General features: G+C 63.9%; 19 protein-coding genes and 1 other RNA gene. 8 read left to right on the forward strand and 12 right to left on the reverse strand.

Annotation, left to right across the window (positions count from 1 at the left end; all coding sequences use genetic code 11):
• Positions 1 to 124: 124 nt before the first annotated feature.
• Positions 125 to 505, reverse strand: an RNA gene (gene rnpB, locus ACPS74_RS04735) — RNase P RNA component class A.
• Positions 506 to 673: 168 nt separating this feature from the next.
• Here rnpB and smbP point away from each other — a divergent pair.
• Positions 674 to 1,036, forward strand: a complete 363-nt coding sequence (smbP, locus tag ACPS74_RS04740; protein ID WP_051381760.1) for a small metal-binding protein SmbP — start codon at positions 674 to 676, stop codon at positions 1,034 to 1,036.
• A gap of 203 nt (positions 1,037 to 1,239) precedes the next feature.
• Positions 1,240 to 2,496, forward strand: a complete 1,257-nt coding sequence (locus tag ACPS74_RS04745; protein WP_029650311.1) for an NAD(P)/FAD-dependent oxidoreductase — start codon at positions 1,240 to 1,242, stop codon at positions 2,494 to 2,496.
• 22 nt (positions 2,497 to 2,518) lie between these two features.
• Here ACPS74_RS04745 and ACPS74_RS04750 read toward each other — a convergent pair whose 3' ends face one another.
• Positions 2,519 to 3,010, reverse strand: a complete 492-nt coding sequence (locus ACPS74_RS04750; protein WP_029650313.1) for a hypothetical protein — start codon at positions 3,008 to 3,010, stop codon at positions 2,519 to 2,521.
• A gap of 100 nt (positions 3,011 to 3,110) precedes the next feature.
• Here ACPS74_RS04750 and ACPS74_RS04755 point away from each other — a divergent pair, with 100 nt between their 5' ends.
• A complete protein-coding gene (locus tag ACPS74_RS04755) occupies positions 3,111 to 5,354 on the forward strand; it encodes a primosomal protein N' (RefSeq protein WP_029650315.1) in 2,244 nt (747 codons plus the stop codon).
• A gap of 44 nt (positions 5,355 to 5,398) precedes the next feature.
• Here the strand turns inward: ACPS74_RS04755 and hrcA are convergent, their stop codons facing one another.
• From hrcA to ACPS74_RS04775, 4 genes are all read right to left on the reverse strand, one after another.
• The gene (hrcA, locus tag ACPS74_RS04760) at positions 5,399 to 6,484 is read right to left on the reverse strand and encodes a heat-inducible transcriptional repressor HrcA (RefSeq protein ID WP_018408860.1); all 1,086 of its coding nucleotides are present in this window, start codon (positions 6,482 to 6,484) and stop codon (positions 5,399 to 5,401) included.
• A gap of 85 nt (positions 6,485 to 6,569) precedes the next feature.
• The gene (locus ACPS74_RS04765; protein ID WP_029650317.1) at positions 6,570 to 7,352 is read right to left on the reverse strand and encodes an outer membrane protein; all 783 of its coding nucleotides are present in this window, start codon (positions 7,350 to 7,352) and stop codon (positions 6,570 to 6,572) included.
• A 168-nt stretch (positions 7,353 to 7,520) separates the two neighbouring features.
• Positions 7,521 to 8,762, reverse strand: a complete 1,242-nt coding sequence (locus tag ACPS74_RS04770) for a glycosyltransferase (protein WP_029650319.1) — start codon at positions 8,760 to 8,762, stop codon at positions 7,521 to 7,523.
• Between the two features lie 222 nt (positions 8,763 to 8,984).
• The gene (locus tag ACPS74_RS04775) at positions 8,985 to 10,262 is read right to left on the reverse strand and encodes a glycosyltransferase (protein ID WP_029650322.1); all 1,278 of its coding nucleotides are present in this window, start codon (positions 10,260 to 10,262) and stop codon (positions 8,985 to 8,987) included.
• Positions 10,263 to 10,380: 118 nt separating this feature from the next.
• Here ACPS74_RS04775 and ACPS74_RS04780 point away from each other — a divergent pair, with 118 nt between their 5' ends.
• A complete protein-coding gene (locus ACPS74_RS04780; protein WP_029650323.1) occupies positions 10,381 to 11,337 on the forward strand; it encodes a hypothetical protein in 957 nt (318 codons plus the stop codon).
• 119 nt (positions 11,338 to 11,456) lie between these two features.
• Positions 11,457 to 12,623, forward strand: a complete 1,167-nt coding sequence (locus ACPS74_RS04785) for an LptF/LptG family permease (protein WP_029650325.1) — start codon at positions 11,457 to 11,459, stop codon at positions 12,621 to 12,623.
• Here ACPS74_RS04785 and ACPS74_RS04790 read toward each other — a convergent pair.
• The gene (locus ACPS74_RS04790; protein WP_018408868.1) at positions 12,602 to 13,363 is read right to left on the reverse strand and encodes an ABC transporter ATP-binding protein; all 762 of its coding nucleotides are present in this window, start codon (positions 13,361 to 13,363) and stop codon (positions 12,602 to 12,604) included. The genes ACPS74_RS04785 and ACPS74_RS04790 overlap by 22 nt on opposite strands.
• Positions 13,353 to 14,177: an ABC transporter permease gene (locus ACPS74_RS04795; protein ID WP_018408869.1), complete on the reverse strand. Its 825-nt coding sequence runs from the start codon at positions 14,175 to 14,177 to the stop codon at positions 13,353 to 13,355. Before ACPS74_RS04795 ends, ACPS74_RS04790 begins: the two co-directional genes overlap by 11 nt.
• Positions 14,178 to 14,379: 202 nt before the next feature.
• Between ACPS74_RS04795 and ACPS74_RS04800 the strand changes: the two genes are divergently transcribed.
• Positions 14,380 to 15,879, forward strand: coding sequence for a flavin monoamine oxidase family protein (locus ACPS74_RS04800; RefSeq protein WP_029650329.1), 1,500 nt, complete (start codon positions 14,380 to 14,382; stop codon positions 15,877 to 15,879).
• A 6-nt stretch (positions 15,880 to 15,885) separates the two neighbouring features.
• On the opposite strand, the gene glmS is transcribed toward ACPS74_RS04800, so the two are convergent.
• The 4 genes from glmS to glmU form a co-directional block, all read right to left on the reverse strand.
• Positions 15,886 to 17,715, reverse strand: a complete 1,830-nt coding sequence (gene glmS / locus ACPS74_RS04805; protein ID WP_029650331.1) for a glutamine--fructose-6-phosphate transaminase (isomerizing) — start codon at positions 17,713 to 17,715, stop codon at positions 15,886 to 15,888.
• Positions 17,716 to 17,826: 111 nt separating this feature from the next.
• Complete coding sequence (locus ACPS74_RS04810; protein ID WP_029650332.1) at positions 17,827 to 18,228, reverse strand: type II toxin-antitoxin system VapC family toxin; 402 nt, start codon at positions 18,226 to 18,228, stop codon at positions 17,827 to 17,829.
• Positions 18,225 to 18,473 carry a type II toxin-antitoxin system VapB family antitoxin gene (locus tag ACPS74_RS04815; RefSeq protein ID WP_029650334.1) on the reverse strand — a complete coding sequence of 83 codons (249 nt, stop codon included), beginning with the start codon at positions 18,471 to 18,473 and terminating at the stop codon, positions 18,225 to 18,227. The genes ACPS74_RS04810 and ACPS74_RS04815 overlap by 4 nt, the downstream gene beginning before the upstream one ends.
• 38 nt (positions 18,474 to 18,511) lie before the next feature.
• Complete coding sequence (glmU, locus tag ACPS74_RS04820; RefSeq protein ID WP_029650335.1) at positions 18,512 to 19,885, reverse strand: bifunctional UDP-N-acetylglucosamine diphosphorylase/glucosamine-1-phosphate N-acetyltransferase GlmU; 1,374 nt, start codon at positions 19,883 to 19,885, stop codon at positions 18,512 to 18,514.
• A gap of 247 nt (positions 19,886 to 20,132) precedes the next feature.
• On the opposite strand from glmU, the gene ACPS74_RS04825 reads away from it, so the two are divergent.
• Positions 20,133 to 21,677: a glucan biosynthesis protein gene (locus tag ACPS74_RS04825; protein WP_029650337.1), complete on the forward strand. Its 1,545-nt coding sequence runs from the start codon at positions 20,133 to 20,135 to the stop codon at positions 21,675 to 21,677.
• Positions 21,665 to 23,896 (forward strand): glucans biosynthesis glucosyltransferase MdoH, encoded by a 2,232-nt coding sequence (mdoH, locus tag ACPS74_RS04830; protein ID WP_029650339.1) that lies wholly within the window; start codon positions 21,665 to 21,667, stop codon positions 23,894 to 23,896. Before ACPS74_RS04825 ends, mdoH begins: the two co-directional genes overlap by 13 nt.
• Positions 23,897 to 23,919 lie beyond the last annotated feature (23 nt).

The raw sequence follows: 23,919 nt of genomic DNA on the forward strand, positions 1-23,919 counted from the left end.
CGCGAATTTGGCGGCCTCAAGGCCGCGCAAAAAGAATGACGCAAAGCGTCTGGTCCGGCCGACGCCGCTTTTTCGCGAAAGCTATCTCGACCGCTTATCTCCTCAACGAGATTCCACTGATTTAAACGCCAGTCGGCCTGTAAGCCGGGTTCTGTACGTTCTTTGCAGAACGTGACGACCATTCCTCTGGGACGGACGTTGCCGCCCGCCTCTAGCAACCAACCCGGGCGACAGTCCCGGAGACGGGTTGAAGGCAAAAAGCTCGCGCTTAAGGCCTTCCGTCGCCCCTATTCGGTCTTGCTCCCGGCGGGGCTTGCCGTGCCCCGAACGTCGCCGTCCGGGCGGTGCGCTCTTACCGCACCCTTTCACCCTTACCGCTTGCGCGGCGGTTTGCTTTCTGTGGCGCTATCCCTGGGGTCGCCCCCGCCGGACCTTATCCGGCGCCGTGTCTCCGTGGAGCCCGGACTTTCCTCTGCGTTTCGGCAGCGGCCGTCCAGCCGACTGGCCTCTTGAGGGATAGGCGCCCTCGCGACGGAATGCAAGAACGGCGTCAAAACGTCGCCCTGGATAGCTAAGCAATAGTCGCCATCTCTTAAATTGGTTCTTCGCGTTGGCTAAGGCTGATGGGCGCCGAGCCGAGAACAAAGAGAAAATGCGATAAGGGAGAATATTAATGCTGTCACGTCGTTCGATTTTCGCCGCTTTAGTCGTCGCCGCCGCTTTTCTCGTGACGCCGCATATGGCGTTGGCGCAAAGCCATAGCGAGCATCTGACTCAGGCGATCGAGGAGACAAATGAGGCGATCAAGGAAGGCAAGCAGCATAATGCCTCCTCCTTCGCCGAGCATGCGCATAACGCTTGGGATCACGCCAAGGCGGCCAGTGGGGAAGACCCGAAGGGCCACATCAAGACGGCGATGAAGCATCTCAGCCAGGCGCTTAAGACGGCCAAGCGCACCCACCACGCCAGCCGGATTGACAAGGGCGTCCGTCATGCCGAAACCGCGCTCATTCATTTGAAGGCGGCAAATCAATAATGCGATGGGCCGCGATGCGCATGCTGCGTGTCGCGGCTCATTTCCGGGTCACGACCGCGCCGGCGTCACGCCCTGCACTGTCTGAGTTTGCTGCTTTGCCTCGGATGTCGCGAGACGGCGAGGCTGGAACCTTGGCGCCTTTGACGGCTTAATCTTGAGTCGCGATGCGCGGGCGACGCCTCGCCTGCAAGGGATGGTGCCTCATGCAGCACAGCAGCGCCGCCGAACGCCAACCTCGCGTCGTCATCATCGGCGGCGGCTTCGCCGGGATTGCGGCTGCGCAGGCGCTTGATGGCGCCGGAGCGCGCATTTTCATCCTCGACAGCAACAATCATCATTGCTTTCAGCCCCTGCTCTATCAGGTCGCGACGGCGGCGCTTGCTTCGCCTGACGTCGCCTGGCCGATACGCCACATCGTGCGGCGCCAGAAGGATGTGACCGTCCTGATGCTCACCGTTGAGAGCGTCGACGTCGCCCGCAAAGTCGTGAAGACCGACAAATGCGAGATCGGCTATGACGTCCTCGTCGTCGCGACAGGGGCCACCCACTCCTACTTCGGTCACAACTGGGCGAGCTTGGCTCCGGGGCTGAAATCCATCTCAGACGCGACGCTCATCCGCCGCCGGCTGCTTCTCGCATTCGAACGCGCCGAAGTCAGTGACGATCCAATCGAGCGAGAACGACTGCTCACCATCGTCATTGTCGGGGGCGGTCCGACGGGAGTCGAACTCGCCGGCGCGATTTCCGAACTCGCCCGGCGAACGCTTCCGCCGGAGTTTCGCCGCGCCGATCCAAGAAACGCGCGAATCATTCTGCTCGAGGCGGGGCCCCGCATTCTTGCAAGCTTTCCTGAACGGCTTTCGTACTACGCGCGCAAATCGCTGGAAAGACATGGCGTCGAGGTGTGCACAGACATGCCTGTCGATCAGGTTTACGAGGACAGAATTGTCGCTGGAGAAAAGGAGATTCCCGCCGGCGTGATTCTCTGGGCGGCTGGCGTGCGGGCGTCGCCCGCGGCGAATTGGCTGGGCGTCGAAGGCGATCGCACGGGACGCATTACGGTGGGCGAAGACCTCACGGTTCCCGGCCTTCCCGATGTCTACGTCATTGGAGATCTCGCTCTCCTGACCGGTCCTGATGGCGCGCCGGTCCCGGCGCTCGCCGCCTCCGCCAAGCAAATGGGCAAATACGCCGGACGCGCCATCCGACTCCGTCTGAAAGGGCAATCTCCGCGCAAACCCTTCCGCTATCGGGACTACGGCAATTTAGCGACCATCGGCCGCAACTCGGCGATCGTCAAACTCGGCCGACTGGAATTGACCGGCTTTCCGGGATGGCTCTTCTGGAGCGTGGTGCACATTTATTTTCTGGTGAATTTGCGAAGCCGCATCTTCGTCGCGATCAGCTGGATCGCGACTTATCTGACAAGCAATCGAGGCTCGCGACTGATTACGCGCTAAGCCGCCGCAGTTGGACGGGTCCTTACCTTAGTTCTAGCTCTTCTCCGCCCAGAAGCGCGCGAGACGCCGCCGCGCCGCAGGCCAGACCGACCGCCAAGGCGCCAAAAGCTGCGACCATGGAGCGGTTCGACAAGGCGAACTCCCAGCCGGGCGTGATTCGCTTGGGCGCGACGCCATAATCGACGGTGGCGGCGATTCCCGACATCATCGCCGCATCGCCGATCAGTTCGAACGTTGAGCGCGGCGGCTGCATCGCGAGCCAGGCCTCGAAGGGCAAGGCCCAGAAGACGGCCGACGCATGATGCGTCGCGTAGCCCACGCCGGTGTGGGCGGCGTCGACGTCGCGCCGGCCGCGCGATTTGCGCCCCCAAAGCCAGTGGCTGGTGGCGTTGGTGGGCTCGAGCGCGCCCCTTCCTTCGAGCGTCGCGAGCGCCGCGAGGGCTGCGGTGGAGATGACGCTTGCGACGCTTCCCGTCACAAGGGCTGACAGACCGATGCGCGACAACTTATCCATCGAAGGCTCCGTGGAGGCGTTGAGATACTCGAACCCCGTCGCACGCGCTTCGTTCCAGAAATTTTTTCGCTGAGGACCGGAAATGGATTAAGCCGTCGGCATGAGCGCGGCGCAGGACGAGGAAGAAAGAGCGCGAGTCGTCGAGATCCTGGCGCCCGTCGCGGTCGATTCGACCTATTCCTACCTCGCGCCGGCGGCGATGCGGCTTTCCCCCGGCGACAGCGTCACGGCGCCGCTTGGACGCCGGGAAGCTTATGGCGTCGTTTGGTCGATCGACGGCGACTCCGGCCCCGGCGGGAATCTCAAGACGGTCAGCGCCCGTCTCGACCGGCCGCAGCTCGCGCAAAAGCTGCGCAGCTTCATAGACTGGCTGGCGCGCTACACGCTGACGCCGCGCGGCATGGCGCTACGGCTCGCCACGCGCGCGGCCGAAGACGCGGGGCCCGAGACGCCGCGCACGCTTTATCGCGCGACTGGCGATGTCCCGGAACGACTGACGCCGACGCGCGCCCGCGTTCTCAAAGCCGCGGAAGGCGGCGTCGCCTTCACCAAGAAAGCGCTTGCCGAGGCCGCCGCCTGCTCATTGGGCGTCATCGACGCGCTCGTCGACGAGCGCGCCCTGGAGGCCATCGCCGGGCCGCCGGAGCTGATTTCGCCGCCGCTCGACCCTCTGTTCGCTACGCCGGCGCTGGAGTCCGCGCAACAGGACGCCGCCGACGCGCTGAAGGCGTCGCTTTCACCGCGGGCGTTCAAGCCCTTTCTGCTCGAAGGCGTCACCGGCTCAGGCAAAACCGAGGTCTATTTCGAGGCGATCGCCCAGGCTTTGGAGGCAGGCGGACAGGCGCTCGTCATGATGCCGGAAATCGCGCTCACGACTCAATTTCTTGAGCGTTTCGCGGACCGCTTCGGCGAAAAGCCCGCCGAGTGGCATTCCGGCGTCGGGGCGCGCAAACGCGCGCGCATCTGGCGCGGCTGCGCGACGGGCGACGTTCGCGTGGTCATCGGCGCGCGCTCGGCGCTGTTCCTGCCCTTTTCGGATCTGCGGCTGATCGTCGTCGATGAGGAGCATGAAGGCGCCTACAAACAAGACGACGGCGTGAGCTATCACGCGCGCGACATGGCGGTCGTGCGCGCGCGGATGGAGGAGGCCACGATCGTTCTCGCCTCGGCGACGCCCTCCATCGAAACCCGCGTCAACGCGATGCGCGGGCGCTACGGCTATCTGCGACTCGATTCGCGGGCGCGCGCGCGGTTGATGCCGACGCTCGAAGCGATCGACATGCGCAAGGAAGGCCCGCCGCGAGGCCGATGGATCGCGCCACGGCTGGCGTTGGCGGTCGGCGAAACGATCGCGCGCGGCGAGCAGGCGCTGCTCTTTCTCAATCGACGGGGCTATGCGCCGCTAACGGTTTGCCGCACATGCGGCCATCGCTTCCGCTGCGAAAATTGCGACGCGTGGCTCGTCGAGCATCGCTTTCGGCGTGCGCTGATGTGCCATCATTGCGGCCATATCGAGCGTCGGCCGCACGCTTGCCCTGAATGCGGCGCCGAGGACTCGCTCGCGGCCTGCGGACCTGGCGTCGAGCGGCTCGCGGAAGAAGCGGCGACGCTCTTTCCAGATGCGCGCATACTCGTTCTCTCATCGGATTTTCCTGGCGGCGCCGACCGGCTGCGACGCGAATTGGAGGAGATCGCCAAAGGCGCGTTCGATATCGTCATCGGCACGCAACTCGTCGCCAAAGGCCACAATTTTCCTTTTCTCACGCTTGTCGGCGTCATCGACGCGGATCTGGGCTTGGGCAGCGGCGATCCACGCGCCGCCGAGCGCACATTTCAGCTGCTCAATCAGGTTACAGGGCGCGCCGGGCGCGGCGACAAGCCTGGCCAAGCGCTGATCCAGACGTTTCACCCCTCGCATCCGGTGATCGCGGCGCTGCTCTCGGGAGACGCGGAAAAGTTCTACGTACAGGAGATCGCCATACGTGAGCGCGCGGGACTGCCGCCCTTCGGCCGTCTCGCCGCGCTGATTGTTTCCGCCAAGGACGCCGCCACGGCGGAAGCGCATGCGCGCGCCCTCGCGCGCGCGGCGCATGAACTGCCGCCATCGCCCCGTTACAGAGTCGCTGCGCCCGGCGCCTGGCCAGAGCAGAATGAAATCGCGCTGCTTGGTCCCGCCGAAGCGCCCATCGCGCTCATCCGCGGGCGATACCGATTCCGCTTGCTCGCCAAAGGACCGCGCAGCGCCGACATGCAGGCCTTTCTACGCGACATGCTCGCTGCCGGACCGAAGGAGCGCGGCGGCGTTCGCGTTCAGATCGACGTCGACCCGCAAAATTTCTCGTAAAGCTATCGCTGTTCGCCGATTAGAGACGGACCCGGCGCGACGCTTTATCCGCCGATGACGCGCGCCACGACCCTCGCCGTATAGTCGACCATCGGAACAATCCGAGCGTAGTTGATTCGGGTCGGGCCGATGACGCCGAGCGCGCCGATGATCCGGCGTTCGCTGTCGCGCAGCGGCGCAGCGATCATCGATGAGCCTGACAGCGAGAACAGCTTGTTCTCCGAGCCGATGAAGATGCGAACCCCCTCGCCCTGCTCTGCGCGCTCCAAAAGGTCGATGACCTCGGTCTTTGTTTCGAGATCGGCAAACAGGAGCCGAACGCGTTCGAGGTCGACGGCGGCGGTCAGGTCCTCAAGAAGATGCGCCTGCCCGCGCACGATCAGCTGGCGCGATTCGCCCATCGCGCCCGCCCAGGTCGCCAGCCCGGCTTCGACGATCCGCGCGGCGAGTTCGTCGAGCTCCATTTGCGCGGCCCGGCGCGAGCCTTCAATGTTTTCGCGGGCTTCGGCGATCGTGCGTCCCGAGACGCGCGCGTTCAGATAATTGGCGGCTTCCGTGAGCGCGGACGCCGGAAGATCGCGCGCGACGGGAATCACGCGGTTTTCGACCGATCCGTCGTCCGCGACGAGAATGACCAGAGCCCGCTCGGGCTCGAGCCGCACGAAATCGATCTGCTTCAACCGCACATTGCCCTTGGACGCGACGACGACGCCGGCGACTCGCGTCAGTCCCGACAGCAGACTCGTCGCTTCTGCAAGGACGCCGGGAAAATCGTGATCTTTGGAAGCCGCTTCAACTTCGGCGGCGATGCGCGCACGCTCATTCTCCTCAACGTCGCCAATCTGCAGCATGGAATCGACGAAAAAGCGCAGGCCAAGCTCGGTTGGAAGACGTCCGGCGCTCGTATGCGGCGCATAGATGAGGCCGAGCTCCTCCAGATCCTGCATGACGTTGCGCACCGAGGCGGGCGACAGCGTCATCGGCAGGAGCCGGGCGAGATTGCGCGAGCCGACCGGATCGCCCGAGGCGAGATAGCTGTCGACGATATGCCTGAAGATTTCGCGGGAGCGCTCGCTAAGCTGCGCGAGGCTCAGAGCCGAAGGGTGGGCAAGCGGGGCGTTGCGGATCATTCCACGAGAATATCGCACCGACGCGCCAACAAAAAAAGCCCGGCCGCAAGGCCGGGCTTTTATCGACGTCGGGGAGGACGATCGATCAGAGACCGAGTTCAGGCATGCCGATCAGCGCGCCGAAGCTCTTGACCTGATAATTCACGCCGATGCGCGCGATGTGGGTGTCGAGGTTGTTGCCGGTTGTGATGCGGTAAGCGAAGGGGAAGCCGATGCTCGCGCCGGATGCGCCCTTCATGCGGGTGAAGAGATACTCCGCCTTGACGGTCCAGTTGTCGAGAACGGCGTATTCCACGCCGGCGCCGACCGTGAAACCCGCCTGCCATACGGCCCGGCTGGACGGGAACACCGATCCATTCGCCCATTGCTGGCCGTAGGGACTCACCTTGCCATAGGCCAAGCCGCCGGTGATGTATGGGAGGATCCGGCCGAAGGCGTAACCGAAGCGTAAACGCTCCGCGCCGAACCACTGCAGACGGCTGCTGGCGCCGACGCCGGTAAAATAGCCGTTCGTATTCGTCGCTCGAACGTTGGCGTAGTTGTATTCGCTTTCGTAGCCGACCACGATACGGTTTGCGAACACCCAGTTATAACCATTCTGATAGCCGACCATGTATCCGCTGGTGCCGATCGAATTCTGCGTCGGGAACACTAGGAAACCGGGCTGCAGCGCGTAAAGGTTCGAATACTGGCTGGAGACGCCGCCGGCATAGGAACCGCTGACGCCGATGTGGAAGCCTTCCCAGCTGAAGGGCGGCGGAAGCGGAGGCGGCGGCGGAGCCTTGTAGCTCGGAAGGTCAGCCGCCGAAGCGGCGCTGACCGCCAAGATTGACGCAAAGGCGCCGAAAATAAAAGTTCTGAAAGTCATTCGAGGCGCCTCCAATAAGCTCGTCCTCCTGGGACGAACGGCAGTTTCGAATGCTAAAGTATCACCATCAAACCTAAGACGTAATTAGCGCCAAGGGTCATAACGACGTTTTTCGGGCTCCGTTGCCGATGAGACACACCTCCCCCCAACGTGCTGATTTCCTGAAATCTACTCCCCAGATCCGGCGCTGATCAGCGCGGCCGCGAGAACGCCGAGGCTCGCCTTGTACGCCGCGAGCGAAAGCCGCGACTCGTAATAGCGGCGCGCCGGGCTGCCGCGCCGCCCCGCTTCGTCCAAAGGCGCGCTGACCGCCGCCCGGTTCAGCGCATCGGCGAATTCTTCAGCCGAACTGACAATGACGACGCCAGGAAGGCGCAACGCTTCCTCATCCATCCCACGCATCGCCTGGGTGGTGGCGATCAGCGGCAGGCCGCTCGACAGCGCTTCGACCGTCTTGATCGAAAGTCCAGTGCCGCTGATCGTCGGAAGCAGCGCGAGGCGGGCGTTCGCGTAGACGACGCCGGGATCTTCGACCCGGCCCAAAAACCAGTCCTTATAGGCGGCGTATTGCTCCGGCGCTTTTGAACGCACGCCGGCGTCGACGTTGCCGACGATCTTCACTGTGACGCCCGGCGCTTTCGGCGCGACTTCGCGCAGAAACCAGACGACGCTTTCGACATTGGCGGCGTTGTTGCTCGCGACAAGAATGATGTCCGGACCGCCAGGACCGGTCGGCGCCTCAGGCGTTGCGGGATAGAGCAGCGCATGCGCCTTCTCGGGAATTAGAGCGCGAAAGTCTTCGGCCTCCTGCGCATTAAGATGCAGCAGCAGATCGGCGCCGCGCATCGCCTCAAGTTCTTGCGCGAGCATCGATTCATACGAAGCACGCGGAGCAAGCCAGAGCTTTGTCTCGTTGATCAGCGCAAACTGCCGCGCCTGCAGATCATGCGTGTCGAGCAGGATCGGCGCGCCGCCCGCAAGACGGCGCGCGATCGGCATCAGAAAAAAGTGGTTGCAATGAACGAGGTCGAAAGTCGCGCCCTCGATGGCCGGCGATAGCCGCGCGCGCTCCGCCATGCCAAGACGAACCACCGCCTGATCGCCATGGAGATAAGGCCACAGCACGTCACGCAAAAATTGGGGCGAGAGCATCGCGTGGAACGGCGCGCCGCCGTAATAGCGCGCGCCGTCATCAAGTTCCGGAGTCGCCTGGTTGAAGGATTTCCAAATCCAGTTCCGACCCGGAACGAAGCCAGGATCGGAACTGATCGCGATCGGAAAAACTTCCGCTCCTAAAGCGTGATAGGCGGCGATCTGGCCAAGGACGACGCGATACGTGCCGCAAGAGTGCCAAGCCGGGTGGATCAGCGCGACGCGGCGGCCAAGAAGCGGACGCTGGGCGCAGGCCAAGCAATCACTCGATGCAACGCTCAACCCGTTCCTCCAGCTGGCGCGAACTGCAGCCTAAGCAGAGTTCGACCGCGCCGACAATCGCTTTAGAGCGCAACTGTTACAACATGACGCCTTTGCGCGGCAGGGCGCCGCCCAAAGAAGTACGGTCTATGCTTGCGCAGCAAGTCGCGAATTGGCGCTTCGTGGCGCGTCCGTCCGTGAAGCTTGTTAGGGCTGGATTTAGAGCGCTGCGGCGGCCATCGCCAGAGCGCGCGCATAAGCCTCTGGGCTGAACGCATCTTCGTACAGGCGGCGCGTGTCGCTTCGCTCCGGATCTGCGAGTTCTCCGCTCACGGCCCGCGCCTGGGCTTCGCCCCATAGGGCCGCAAATTGCCTGGCGTTTTCGGCGAGAGCGACATTTCGCAATCTGGCGGGATCGATCTGCATGCCGCGAAACGCCAGCGGGGTCGCGACGAGCGGCGCGCCGCAGGATAGCGCCTCGACCGCCTTGATCGACAGGCCGTGGCCCTCGACGGTCGGGAGCAGCACGCAGCCGGCGTTGGCGTAGACCGCGCCGATATCGTCGACGCGGCCCTTGAACAGGGCGCGATGCGACTCATAGAGCGCCGCGTCGCGTCTTTTCACGCCGCCGTCGATATTGCCGTAGATCGCGACGCGGGAGCCGCCCGCAAAGGGCACGACCTCCTGCAGCAACCAGCGGAGGCTCATGTAATTGGCGTAATTGTCGCTCGCCACGATGATGATGTCGCGGCCCCGCGCCAAGGGGGCCGACGCCACCGCCGGGTAAATGAGCGCATGTCGCAAATCGGGAAGGAGCTTTTGAAAATCGCGATGCTCCTCCTCATTGAGATGCGCGCAAAGATCGGCGCGGCGCATCCACGCGAGTTCGACCTCGAGCATGCCGTCGTAGGTCGCATAAGGCGGAATGAAGAAGCCGCCCTTGTTACGCAACACATATTGGCGCGCCTGAATGTCCTGCGTCTCCAGAACGACGGGAACTTTACGGCCCCGCATCAGCCTTTCCGCGAAGGGCAGCGTGAAGTAATGATTGGCGTGAATGAAGTCGATCGACTCGCTCTCGAATCCTTCGGGCATGGGCGCGCGTTTTGCGATCTCGATGAGCCATGACGCCTGATCGCCGTGGATCAGTCGCCACCAGCCATCGACGAGCAGTCGGGACGCCAAGGCGGAGAACGGCGCGCCCGAATAAAAACGGCGGTCGGCGCCGATGTCGCGGGACGCTTCAATATAGGCTGGCCAGCGCCCGCCGTTCGGCGGTCGGCGCGCGAGATCATCCATCATCGCGACGGACACGACGCGCGCGCCCAGCGCCTTATAGGCGGCGATCTGACTGACGTTCACCTGATAACTGCCGCAACTGTGCCAGGCGGCATGAACAACGGCCACGGTTTTGCCGGCAAAAGGCCGCGCCTGTGGGCCTGCGGTCTGCGCCCCGCGCGCCGCGGATGATGAAATATGGCTCATCGTATCAGACATCGTGCTGCAACATGGTCGATCGTTCTCAAATAGCTTAGGAAAATCGTGCGCTCGGCCTCTCAGGCGCGCCGACTCGCTGCTATTTCACACTGACGCATCCCGGCCGCATCTTCCCTCAATGCCGAGCCGCCCCTTGCTTTTGCCCGCCATTTTCAAATACATCCCGTATATGAGGCTTCGCGTTCCAAATCCAGTCTTATCGCCCGAGGGCGCCGCGGCCGCCAGCCCCGCGCCCACCCCCGCCCCTGCCAAGCGCTACGGCGTCGCCATCGTCGGCAATGACAAGATCATCGACTGGCTGCTCCCTTTTCTCGAAAGCTACCGAGACACCAATTCCGGGCTGCCGCTTTATCTCATTCCCTATGACGACAATGTCGTCATGACGCGCCGCGCGGCGGAAATTTACGGGGCGCATTACGTCGGCGAAGAGCCGACCGAAATCGACAAGCTCTCGCATGAACTTTACCCCGGCATCTTCAACACCAACCGCCGCCGGCTGCGAAAGCTGCAAGCGCTCGCGCTGCCGCTCGACGAAGTCGCCTATGTCGACGTGGACGTCATTCTGTTTCGCGACTTCACGCCGCTGTTCGGCCGTTTGGATAAAGGCAAGACGGAGTTCATCGTCGCCTCTCCGAGCTTCGAATATGTCTACAACGACAGGCGCGAGCACTATCCGTTTTTGAAGGACGCGCTCCTTTTCAATGACGGCTTCTGGGTCACCTCGAACCAATATCTGAAGCTGTCCGATTTCATGGATACAATCCGCGACGACGCCGTAATTTTCCATGACGTGCGCAAGCGCGGTCAGCTCTTCGCCCAGCCGCTCGTCAATTTCGTAACGCACCGCCGCGGCCTGAAAATCGAGCTTTTGCCGAACGTCATCGCGGGCGCCTCTCACGAAAGCTTCTACAAAGCGCCAGGCGTCGAATTTAAGAACGGCAAGCCCGTCGACTACGAAGGCAAGGAGATCTATTTCGCGCATTGGGCCGGCGCGACAGCGCTGCCGAAGAATGGCGTGTTCGATGAAGCGTGGACGCACTATTCGCAAGCCGCCTGGGCGAGGTTCAAGCAATGACGCGCGGCGCCTCGCGTCGTGCGCGCCTTTGCGCCAGCGCGCCGCTCCGCCGCTTAGCCGTCGCGATGCGGATTTTCTTTGACGCTCGGCGCGACGCCGAGCGATAGCGGAGCCCCGCCATGCCGCGCCTGTTGTTCCGCTATCTGTTCAAGCGCATCGGGTTCGGCGTGCTCATCGTGCAGTTCGCGCTCTCCATTCCCGTCGTCTTGTCATATCTGCTTTACCAACTGCCGCCCGCTGCGGTGCGCGGCGGCCTTGTCATTCCCGCTTTGATCGGGGTGACGCCGACGGTCGCTTATGTGACTTTGCCGATGGCGGTGGGCGTCGCCACCGCGCTTGAGTTCGGCCGCATGGCGAGCGAAGGCATGATCGCCGTTCTCTACGCGCTGCGCCTTTCCGTCTGGGCCATCTGCCGCCCGGCGCTGGTCCTGGCGGCCGGCGTCGTCGTCCTCGGCTATCTGCTCGCCAATTTCGCGGCGCCCTACTATTCGAGCGGCATGCAGGACGTGCTCAATGTCGTGCGCAATTCGCTCAACCATCGCATGCTCGACGCGGCGCGTTTCTACACCTTCGACAATGGCGTGAAGACGCTCTACATCGAGCGTTGGGAGACGCCAGACCTTGCGGTCAATCTGTTCGTGCGTCAGCTTTCGATCGAAAAGATGCAGGAAGAGACGGTGACGGCGGCGCGCGCCGAATTTCGGCGCAATGAATCCGGGGTCATCGTCGCGCTCTCCAACGGCAGCATCCAGACGCGCTCATTGACGACAGGCGACGTGCGCATCGCCAATTTTGATGAATACGCCATGGCGTTGCCGATGCAGGGCAGCGCATCGCTGCCCGACCGGGGCTGGCGCGGCGTCTATGAATTGTCGGCCGGCGCCTTTCTCGCCAATTACGCTGCGGCGCGGCGCGATCCGCGACAGCTCGGCGAGTGGACGGCGGAGGCGGCGAAGCGCTTCGGCGTGCCGGCGCTCGCCATCGCCCATACGCTCCTTGCGATGGCCCTCGTCCTGACATTCGGGAATATCACTGGCCGGCGCGGAGCGGCGGGCGGCCTCGCCACGATTGCGGTTCCAGCCGTGCACATCGGCTTTCTCGTCGCGCTTGAGTCGCTTCTGCGCATCAGTGGGTTGTTCGTCTTGCTGCTTGCCGCGCTCGCGCTCGCCGAAGTCGGCGTTTCGCTTTGGCTCCTTGCGCGGCTCAACCGCAGCCCCAAGCCCAAGCGCCTGTTCGACGCACGCGCTTCATCGGCGCGGGACGTCTACGCGACGCCGCTCGCCTGACCCTCTTCGGCGCGCATCGCCTTACGGTATTCCGCGACGACCTTCTCCGGATCGCCCATCTCGCGCACGACGCCGCCCTCAAGCCAGAGCACGCGATTGCACAGAGAGGCGAGAAAGTTGAGATCGTGCGACACCATCAAAATGGTGCCGGTTTTGGCAAATTCGGCGATGTATTTCTCGCACTTACGCTGAAAGATTTCGTCGCCGACCGATAGCGCTTCATCGACGATGAGCACGTCGGCTTTGGCGTGGGCGCAGATCGCGAAGGCGACCCGCGCGATCATGCCCATGGAATAGGTCCGCATCGGTTGCTCGAAAAACGACCCGATGTCGGCAAAGGCGGCGATGTCGTCGATGCAGGCGTCGACCTCCTTGCGCGACAGTCCCAGGATCGCCGCGCCGATGCGGGCGTTTTCGCGCCCCGTCAGCAGCCCGTCGAAGCCCGAGCCGAGCGCCAAGATCGGCGCGATACGGCCGCTGACTCTGAAATCGCCTTTTGTTGGCTGGGTAATGCCGCACAGAATCTGCAGAAGCGTTGTCTTGCCGGCGCCGTTGCGTCCCACGATGCCGACGCGCTCGCCTCTCTCGACCGTGAAATTGACGTCATGCAGGACCCATTTGTCCTTATAGAATTTCTTCCATAGGCCAAACAGGATCTGCTTGAGCTGGTCGTTCTGATGCGCATAGAGCTGGAAAGCCTTGCCGACGCCCGCGCAGCGGATAGAGGGCTCAGATGACATCGACGATGACCGATTTGTAGCGCATGAAGAACTGATAGCCGCCAAGGAACACGGCGTAGGACACCGCGACAAGCGCGAGATAGCCGAAGACGTTTGGAATTGTTCCATCAAGCGCAAGGGAGCGCAGCATCTCGATGTAATCCCCGACGATGTTGAAACGCAGCCAGAAGGCGGCCGATTTCGACATCGCGGCGATCTGGTCCAGGCGATAGAAGATCGGCGTCGCGAACATGAGCACCGGCACGATCGAGGCCATGATATGGGCGACGTCGCGCGTGAACGCCCCGAGCGCCATCAAAAACCACACGACGCCGATGATGAAGAGGAAAAAGGGCGCGATCAGGAACGGCGTCAGCACGATCGTTAAGGGGATGGTTCCGGCTGTCAGCAACCGGAAGACGATATAAACGGCGAAGCCCACGCCGCCGTAGGTGAATGCCCGGATCGTCGCCGTCCAGGCGATGGTCTCGCTGGGGAAAATCGACTTCTTCACGAAGTTGACATGCTCGTGCAGAAGCATTGGCGCCCGATAGGCGAGTTCGCTAAACAGATTGAAGACAATAAGCCCAATGAAAATCGAGCTTGCGTAGTCGGTGACGCTCACGCCGGCGGAAAGCTGCGGAACCGTGATCGAGAACAGCGCCGTGTAGGTGAGCAGCATGAAGAGCGGCGAGAGAACCGCCCAGAGCGGTCCGAGCGCCGAGCCTCGAAATCGGGAAATGAACTCGCGCCGCACGACGGCGCGGATAAGCTCCCGGTTGCGCCAAGCCCGTTCGAAGGGCGCGACATAGACGGGAGGGATCGAGGCGAGCAAGTGTCGGCGCGTCCTTAGGTTCAGACCATGATTTCGAAAAGCGCGAGTCGTCACTGGGACAGGATCATGCGCCGATCGAGCATTCTCGCGCCGGGCGCGGCGTCGCCCGCATAGACCAGTTCAGCCCGCCCCCTGTCAATGGCGACGCTCACCCTCACTGGAACAGCATGCATTATCGAGCTTATTGTCTTGGGAAGCGGCCATGGTGACGCGTCGCGCGACCATCACAGCTCTGGGCGCGCTCGCGACGCAGTTGATCCTGCCGAGCGCCGAAGCGGCGCAAGAGCCGCCCTATCAGCTGGGCGAATGGACGGGCGACAGTTTCGCGCCCATGCACGCGATCCGCGACGGGCTTTGGCGCGCGCCGCTTTCGGCCCCCGAGCGGCGCGTCGACGTCGTCGTGATCGGCGGCGGAATCGCCGGCCTCGCCGTCGCGGCGCTGCTACGGGATCGCGACGTGCTGGTTTTGGAGCGCGAGTCGGAGCCCGGCGGCGTCGCCAAATCGGGCCGCTGGCGCAATGTCGACTATGCGCTCGGATCAGCCTATATCGTTGACTTATCTGATCCTTTCAGGGCTTTCTACGAGACTCTGGGCCTCGCGCCGCGACCGGTCAGCGAACCGGTCGACAGAGCGCTGTCCGGGGCGGCCGGCGCGGAGGATCCAAGGGACGGGGAATGGCGCGGCGCCTATGAGCGTCTAAAGGGACTTTTGCGCCGCCTCGGCGCGAGTCCGGACTTTCCCAAGATCCCAATCGCCGAGGCGTCGGCGCCCGCGCTTGCCCTGGACCAGCTCTCCCTGCATGATTTTTTGCGGCGCGAACATATCGACGCCGAACTCTTCGGCCTGCTCGACGCCTACTGCCTCTCAGCGCTCGGCGCGCCTACGGCCGAAATCTCCGCCTATGCAGGCGTCAATTTTCTTTCGGAGATCAACGCGCCGATCTACGCCTTCCCAGGAGGCAACGGCGCGATCGCCCGCGCTATGGCCGCGCGCCTGTCGCGCGCCGGCGAAGGACGCATCGTCACCGGCGCCGCGGTTTACGCGATCGAGCCGGCGGAAGGCGGCTACGCCCGCGTGGGCTGGTTCGACGCGCAACACCCTGGGGAGCCCCGCTGTCTTGAGGCGCGCTGGGCGGTCGTCGCCGCGCCTTACTTTTTCGCCGGCCGCATTCTGCGCGGGGTCGATCCGGCGGCGACGACGCAAATGACCCGGTTGCGGCAGGGTAGCTACCTTGTCGCCAATTGCTGCTTCGAGGGGACGCCGCAAGAGCAGCCCTATGACAGCTGGGCCCTGGGCGCCCAGAGCTTCAGTGACGCGATCAGCGCGACGGCAATCCTGCCCGCCGCCGAGCGGCCCAAGGATCACAGCGTCCTGACCGTCTACGCGCCGTTCCGCGACCCTGGCGCGGGGCGGGCGCGCCTCCTCGATGGCGATCGCGCCGCCTTCGCCGCGCCGATCGCTGAAGAATTGCGGCGTTTCATGCCGGAGGCGTTCGGCGGGGCGCGGCTCGCGGAGGTGCGGCTGACGCGCTGGGGCCACCATCACCTCATCGCCGCGCCGGGGATCGTCGCGACAATGCGGGCGCTGCCGAAGCGCTTCGGCAATGTGCTGCTCGCCCATTCGGACGGACAGGGCATGCCGGCGGTCGAGAGCGCCATCATCGAGGCGCAGAACGCCGTCGAAACCATCAAGAGGGGCTGAAGCGCCCTACTCCACCGTCACGCTCTTGGCGAGATTGCGCGGCTGATCCACGTCTTTGCCCATGAAGGTCGCGACGTGATAGGCGAGGAGCTGCGCCGGGACGGCGTAGACGATGACCGCAAACGGACCCGCGACGTCTTCCGGCATTTCGATGAAACCGGCGAGTTCGGCGGCCGCGGCGTCCCGGGCGTGCGGCGAGCCAATCAGGATTAAGTGACCGCCGCGCGCGGCGACCTCCTGCAGGTTCGATACAGTCTTATCGAGGCTCGCGTCGGGCGGCGCCAGCACGATCACCGGCATGGCGTAGTCGATCAGCGCGATCGGCCCGTGCTTCAGTTCGCCGGCGGCATAGCCCTCCGCGTGGATATAGGAAAGCTCCTTGAGCTTCAGCGCGCCTTCGAGCGCCAAAGGAAAAGCGGTTCCACGCCCGAGATAGAGCACGCTCGAAGCCCGCGCCACGTCACGCGCCACGGGTTCGATCTGCGCCTCATGAGCGAGCGCCTGCGCCATCTGCCCCGGCGCGGCGACGAGTTCGGCGACCAGCTCGCGTTCGCGCTCCTTGCTCAGAACGCCGCGCGCGCGGCCCAACGCCAGCGCAAGACAAGCGAAAACCACGAGCTGACAGGTGAAGGCCTTCGTCGAGGCGACCCCGATCTCCGGTCCCGCCAATGTCTGCGCCACCGTGTCGCTCTCGCGGGCGATCGTGGAGGTCTCGACATTGACGATCGAGAGAATGTGTTGGCCCTGGTCGCGGGCGTAGCGCAGCGCGGCGAGCGTGTCGGCGGTTTCGCCGGACTGGGAGACCAGAATCGTCAATCCATTCTCGGGCAGCGGCGCCTCCCGGTAACGAAATTCCGACGCGATATCGATCTCCACCGAAAGGCGCGCGAAGCGCTCCAGCCAATAACGCGCCACGAGCCCGGCGTAATAGGCCGTGCCGCAGGCCGAAATGGTCACGCGCGAAAGCGTCCGCGGATCGAATTTGAACTCGAACGGCAGGCGCACGACGCCCTCGGCGAGATCGAGGTAATGCGCGAGCGTGCGGCCGACGACCTCCGGCTGCTCGTGGATCTCCTTGGCCATGAAATGGCGATAGTTGCCCTTGTCGACCAGGAAGGAACCGGCCAGCAGCGGCTGGAAGCGCCTCTCTACGAGATTGTCATTGGCGTCATGGAAACGCGCGCCTTCGCGCGTCAGCGTCACCCAGTCGCCTTCGTCCAGATAGGCGATGGAGGTCGCGAATGGCGCGAGCGCCAAGGCGTCGGAGCCAAGATAGGCGCCTTCGTCGCTCCAACCCACGGCGAGCGGCGAACCGCGCCGCGCGCCGATCAGAAGATCGCCTTCGCCCTCGAAGAGAAAGGCCAGCGCAAAGGCGCCCTTGAGCCGCTTCAGCGCCGCCGCGACAGCTTCTTCAGGCGACGCGCCGTTGCGCAGCTGGTCGGCGACGAGATGGACCACGGCCTCCGAGTCGGTCTCGCTCGAAAAGACATGGCCCTTCGCCGTCAGCTCGGCGCGCAGCTCGCGGAAGTTTTCGATGATGCCATTATGAACCACCGCGACACGGTCGTTGGCGTGCGGATGGGCGTTGTTCTCGGTGGGGCGGCCATGGGTCGCCCAGCGCGTGTGGCCGATGCCGATGGCGCCCGAGAGCGGCGCGGCTGCGAGCTTTTCTTCGAGATTCCTGAGCTTGCCGCTCGCCCGCACACGGGTGAGCCGACCGTTCTCCAGAGTGGCGATCCCGGCGGAATCATACCCCCGATATTCGAGACGCTTCAGCGACTCGACAATCTTGCCGGCGACCGGACCTGTTCCGATGATTCCCACAATGCCGCACATGACGACCTCCGAAAGCATAATAGCAAGAGCGCCGCCAAAGCGGATGGGCGCGAGTAAAGACGGGAATCAGGGTTGAGGGAGGCTCCCGCTCGCTTGGCCTCGTTGCAAGCTTCATAAACGACAGGCGCGCACGTCGGTCGCCGAAAAGTCGGCGCCTTTGAAGAGGAGCGGCCAATCGAGAGTCTTGGCGAGCGCATAGGCGGCGCAATCGGCGAGATTGAGGCGCGCTTTGGGATCGACGCCCTTGCCATAGCGCCCGTAAGCGGCGATCGCCGCGCGCGCCTGCGCCGCGTCGAAGGGCGCGATCTCAAAGTCATTATCGTCACGCAGAAAACGCCACAAACGCGCCACGGCGACATCGCCATGACGCGCGCGCAAGACAATGCCGGTTTCGAGTACATTTAGCGCGGAGACCTGCAAACGCTCGGCATCATGAATAGCGCGAGCGTAAAGCGGCGCGTCTTCCTCATGTTCTAAAATGGCGATCAATGCGGAGCTGTCGACGACAATCATAGCTCGTTGATGTCGTCCATGATCTCCTGTGGAGAACGCGGATCGAGAATCGGCAAGGCGGCGATTTCGGCGCCCAATGCCTGCATCTGTTCGACCGTCATGCGACGTCGACGCTGCTCCGGCGACACGCCCGCCGCCCGCGCGGACGCTTCCAGCGCCTGACGGACGGCCTCATCGACCGAGACCCGCCTAGCGGCCGCGAGGCGCTCAGCCAAGACCTCGGTCTCTCGGGAAAGCGTAATCATCGCGCCCAATTTAGCATGAGCATGAAAGAAAGTCCGGCCTATTCCACCTTCGCTTTTTTCGCCGCCTTCTTCGCGGTCTGCGTCGCGCGGAATGTCGTCGCCCAGCCCGCTTTCTCCATTTGCCGCCCGCGCGCCACGGCGAGCGCGTCGGGCGCAACATCCTTAGTGATAACCGAGCCGGAGCCGACATAGGCGCCCTGGCCGATCGTCACCGGCGCGACAAGCGACGAGTTTGAGCCGATGAAGGCGTTTTCGCCGATCGTCGTGCGATATTTGAGGAAGCCGTCGTAATTGCAGGTGATGGTTCCGGCGCCGATATTGGCGTTGGCGCCGATGTCAGCGTCGCCGATATAGGACAGGTGATTGACCTTGGCGCCTCGCGCGACATTGGCGTTCTTGATCTCAACGAAATTCCCCACCTTGGCTTTTTCCGCAATCTCGGCGCCCGGACGCAGTCGCGCGAAGGGTCCAACGCTCGCGCGTTCGCCGACGCGCGCGCCTTCAAGATGCGAGAAGGCGTGGATCACCGCGCCGTCGGCGATTTCAACGCCCGGTCCGATGACGACATGCGGCTCGATGACGACGTCGCGGCCGATCACGGCGTCGGCCGCAAGAAAAACCGTTTCCGGCGCGATCATCGTCGCGCCCCCCGCCATGGCGGCGCGGCGAAGCCGCGTCTGCGCGACGGCTTCAGCCTGCGCGAGCTGCATACGGTCGTTGACGCCGAGAACTTCGGCTTCGTCGGCGATGACGACTCTCGTTTCGAGTCCGTCCGCGCGCGCGAGCTCCACCGCGTCGGTGAGATAGAATTCGCCCTTGGCGTTTTTGTTGTCGATCTTTTCTAGGAGGCGCAGCGCCTCTACCCCGTCGATCGCCATCAAACCGCCGTTGCAGAGCGTGACCGCGCGTTCTTCGTCGCTTGCGTCTTTCTCCTCGCGGATGGCGACGAGGCGCCCGGCGGCGTCGCGCAGCAGCCGTCCGTAGCCGAAGGGGTTGGACGCCTGAAAGCCCAGAACGGCGACGGCCGCGCCTTCGGCAAGGGCGGCGCGCAACGCGCCGATCGTCGGCGCTGTCAGGAGCGGCGTGTCGGCGAAGAGCACAAGGAGGTCGTCAGCTCCTTTAGCGATGGCGTGGCGCGCGGCGAGAACGGCGTGCGCCGTGCCGCGTCTTTCGCTCTGCACGAAGATTTCCGCCTCAGGGATAAAGCGGCGCGCCTCCGCGCCGACGTCATCACGACCCGGCCCAACGATCACGGAGACGCTGCCGACGCCCGCCGACATGGCGCTCGAGAGCACATTGCCAAGCATCGAGCGCCCGGCGACCTCGTGCAGCGCCTTCGGCCGGTCGGATTTCATCCGCGTGCCTTCGCCGGCGGCAAGGACGATCGCGAGCGCGCTTCTTTCTGTCGGCATCTGGCGCCCAGGCTAGACGTTGGCGTAAGGAGCCGGCGTCGCGACGCCGCTCAGGCCGCGGTTCTGGCAGATTCGAGCGGCGGAGCGCAAGCCGCCGCGGCTTTCGCGCGCAGCCCTCAAAAACCGCCAAGAAAACCATTTTGTCTCCTTAGCTTTCTTGTATAGAGGGGCTGTCGCCAGCCCAGCGCCGCAAAATGGCTCAATCACACGTTCATGGACCGCGCGGATCGGCCTCCTTCGGTAGCTCATGTTTGAACGTCGAGATGTTTTGAAAGCGGGCTTGGGCGCAATCGCGGCGGGAATCGTTCCGCCGCCGTCAAGCGCGGGGACCGCCAGTCAAGCAGCCCCCCCGACAGTTCAAAAGCCTGCGCCATTCTCGCGCGACATGGTGGTCGAACTTGCCCGCGCGCTGGCCGCAAAGCCGTATACGCCGCCGCGAACCGACCTGCCCGAACCCTTCGCCAATCTCTCCTATGAGCAATTCGTCGGGATCAAGACGAAGCCCGATGCGGCGATTTGGCGTCACGACAATACGGGTTTCAGCATTGAGCCGCTTCACCGCGGCCATATTTTTGCGGCTGCTGTGGATATCTACGTCGTGGAGAACGGCGCCGCCGCGCGACTGGCTTATGAGGCGAGCCGCTTCGACTATGGGGCGCTCAATGTCCCGGAGACCCTTCCCGACCTCAGCTTTTCGGGCTTTCGGGTGCTTCACGCCCAAAATGGCGGCGCCGAGGCGGAACTCGCCATATTCCAGGGGGCGAGCTTTTATCGGGCCGTCGCGCGCGGGCAGAATCTCGGCGTGACGGCGCGCGGGCTCTCCATTCGCACAGCCGATCCGCGCGGCGAGGAATTCCCCGCCTTCCGCAGCTTCTGGATCGAGAAGCCCGCGCTCAGCGACAACGCGCTCGTCATTCATGCTCTGCTCGATTCGCCAAGCGTCGCCGGCGTCTATCGCTTCACGCTGCGGCCGGGCGAAGCGACGCTCATCGACACCGAATTGACTCTCTATCCGCGCACGGCGGTCGATCATTTGGGAATCGCCGGCTTTGCCGGGGCTTCGCTCTTTACGCCGCTCGACCGTCCCAGGCTCGACGATTGGCGGCCGATGGTCGCCGACATCAACGGCATTCAGATGCTCAGCGGCCAGGGCGAATGGCTCTGGCGACCCGTCTCGAACCGCGAGAGTCTGCAGTTCTCCTCCTTTGTCGACGACAATCCGCAGGGCTTTGGCTCGCTGATCCGGCAGCGCGACATCGCCGACTATGAGGACGATCAGCAGCACTGGGAACGCCGTCCCTCGCTGTGGGTCGAACCGCTCGGCGAATGGGGCGAAGGCGCCCTGCAGCTCGTCGAAATTCCCTCCGAATCCGAAATCAACGCCAATATCGTCGCCTATTGGCGGCCCAAGACCGCTCTCGTCGCCGGCAAAGAGACGTCCTTCGCCTATCGGCAGTTCTGGTGCTGGGAGCCGCCGACGCGGCCGCCGCTGGCGATCGCGATGAGCGCGCGCTCCGGCCGTGCGCCGGGCGCCAAGCTCCGCCGTTTTATTGTCGTGTTTTCCGGCGACGTGTTGGCGGACCCTCAACGCACAACGCAGCTGAAAGCGGCGTTGACGACCTCTCCGGGATTGGCGACGAATATTCGGACCTATTTGAATCCGTCGGCAAAGTCCTGCCGCGTCGCCTTCGACGTAGACCCTGCCGGCGAGAACTACTGCGAGCTTCGGCTCGTTTTGCAGTCCGACGAGCGACCGATCAGCGAGACCTGGCTTTATCGATGGACGTCGTGACCCTCGCTCCTTCAGACGATCCGCCGCGGGCAACGGAATGGCGGACCGCCAGCTCCGATCCCGCCGCCGCCCCGCCGACCCCGATCGAGAATCGGCTGTCGATGCCGGCGCAAAACCTTTTTAAATTCGACAAGCGGCAGCAGCGCAAAGCCGAAGCGCCTTGGCTGTGGCGCACGCCATGGCTTGCGAGAATTGTCACCTTTGGCGGCGGTCTGGCGCTGACGGCCTATGGCGCTCACGAGATGTATAAGGTCGTCGACGTCGGCGGCGTGACGACATTGAAGTGGGCGCTGCTGGGGTTGTTCGTGCTGAACTTCTCTTGGATCGCGCTGTCCTTCACGAGCTGCATCGTTGGCTTCGCTCTGCTGATGCGCCAGCGCCGCCGGCGCCCGGCTCTGCCGACGGCGCTCGCCGAGACCACCGCCGTCGTCATGCCGATCTATAATGAGGCGCCGAGCCGGGTCTTCGCCGCCCTGCAGACGATCTACGAAGACGTGCAAGCGACCGGCCTTGGCGCGCATTTCGATTGGTTCTTCCTCTCCGACACCACCAATCCCGACATCTGGATCGCCGAAGAGCGCGCCTTCATCGGCATTCGCCGTCGGCTCGGCCCACAGGCGCGAATCTTTTACCGCCGGCGTGAAAAGAACACCGGACGCAAGGCGGGCAATATTGAAGACTTCGTCTCGCGCTGGGGCGGCGCCTATAAGCATATGGTGGTGCTCGACGCCGACAGTCTGATGAGCGGGCCGACCATCGTTCAGCTCGCCGCCGCGATGGAGGCGGACCCAGACAGCGGCATCATTCAGACCCTGCCGCTGATCATCAATCGGAACACGCTCTTCGCCCGCGTCCAGCAATTCGCCGCGCGCATCTACGGCCCCATCATCGCGATGGGGCTAACGGCCTGGATGGGCCGCGACGGCAATTATTGGGGGCATAACGCGATCATCCGCACCGAGGCCTTCGCCCGCTACTGCGGCCTGCCCGACCTGCGCGGCCGACCGCCCTGGGGCGGCCATATCCTGAGCCATGACTTCGTCGAAGCCGCGCTTATCCGCCGCGCCGGATATGCGGTCTACATGACGCCGACGCTCGGCGGCTCCTATGAAGAAAGCCCGCCTTCCCTGATCGATTTGTCGATTCGCGACCGCCGCTGGTGTCAGGGCAACCTACAACATGCACGCGTGTTGAGCGGCAAAGGCTTTCACTGGGCGTCGCGGCAGCATTTTCTCACCGGCATCTTCGGCTATCTGACGTCGCCGCTCTGGCTGCTGCAACTTCTCATCGGCATCGTCATCGTCTTCCAGGCGAGCTATTTCCGACCGGAATATTTTACCGGCGAATTTGCGCTGTTTCCGACCTTCCCGCGGTTCGACGCCGAACGGTCGCTCGAACTCTTTGGACTGACGATGGGCATTCTGCTCGCCCCCAAGATGCTGGGCCTGATCGTCGCCATCTATGAGCCGGAAACGCGCAAAGGCTCCGGCGGCGTGATCATGCTGCTGATCTCGACCCTTTTCGAAGTCGTGCTGTCCGCCCTGCTCGCGCCGATCATGATGCTGATTCAGACCGGCCATGTGCTGCACATCGTTTTCGGCTTCGATACCGGTTGGGATCCGCAGCGACGAGACGACGGCTCGGTGCCGTTTGCCGATATCGTCCGCCGCCACATCTGGCACGTGGCGCTGGGCGTCTTAAGCCTCGTCGCAGGCTTCATGATTTCGCCCTCGCTCGTCGCCTGGATGTCGCCGACGATCGCCGGCCTCGTGCTCGCGATCCTTATTTCCTGGGCGACGAGTCAACGTTGGCTCGGCCTCATGTTTCGTCGCGCCGGCGTGCTGACGACACCCGAGGAAACCACAACGCCGCCGATCGCCAAACGCGGCAAGGCGCTCTCAAAAGCGCTGGCGCGCGCTGCCGAAGACGACGTCAATGGTCTGCTGGCGCTCCACGCCGATCCCGAGTTGCGCGCGCTGCACGAAAGCTGGCTGCCGACGCGACGCCCGAGGCAGCGCGGGCAGATCAGCGCGGACCGAGCCTTGGCCGAAACTAAAATCGCCGACGCCGAGACAATTGAGGACGCAGTCAATTGGCTGAACCGCGGCGAGCGGCTTGTGGCGCTCTCCGACCGTGCGCTCATCGGCATGATCGCGCGTCTGCCGCGCCGCGCCGCTCAGGCGGCCGCTGCGCAGAGAACCCCGCGCGCCGCGGAGTGACTCGGCGGGCTTGAGACAAGGCT

The organism is Methylocystis sp. SB2 (assembly GCF_049817085.1).
In the GTDB taxonomy this organism is placed as follows: Bacteria; Pseudomonadota; Alphaproteobacteria; order Rhizobiales; family Beijerinckiaceae; genus Methylocystis; species Methylocystis rosea.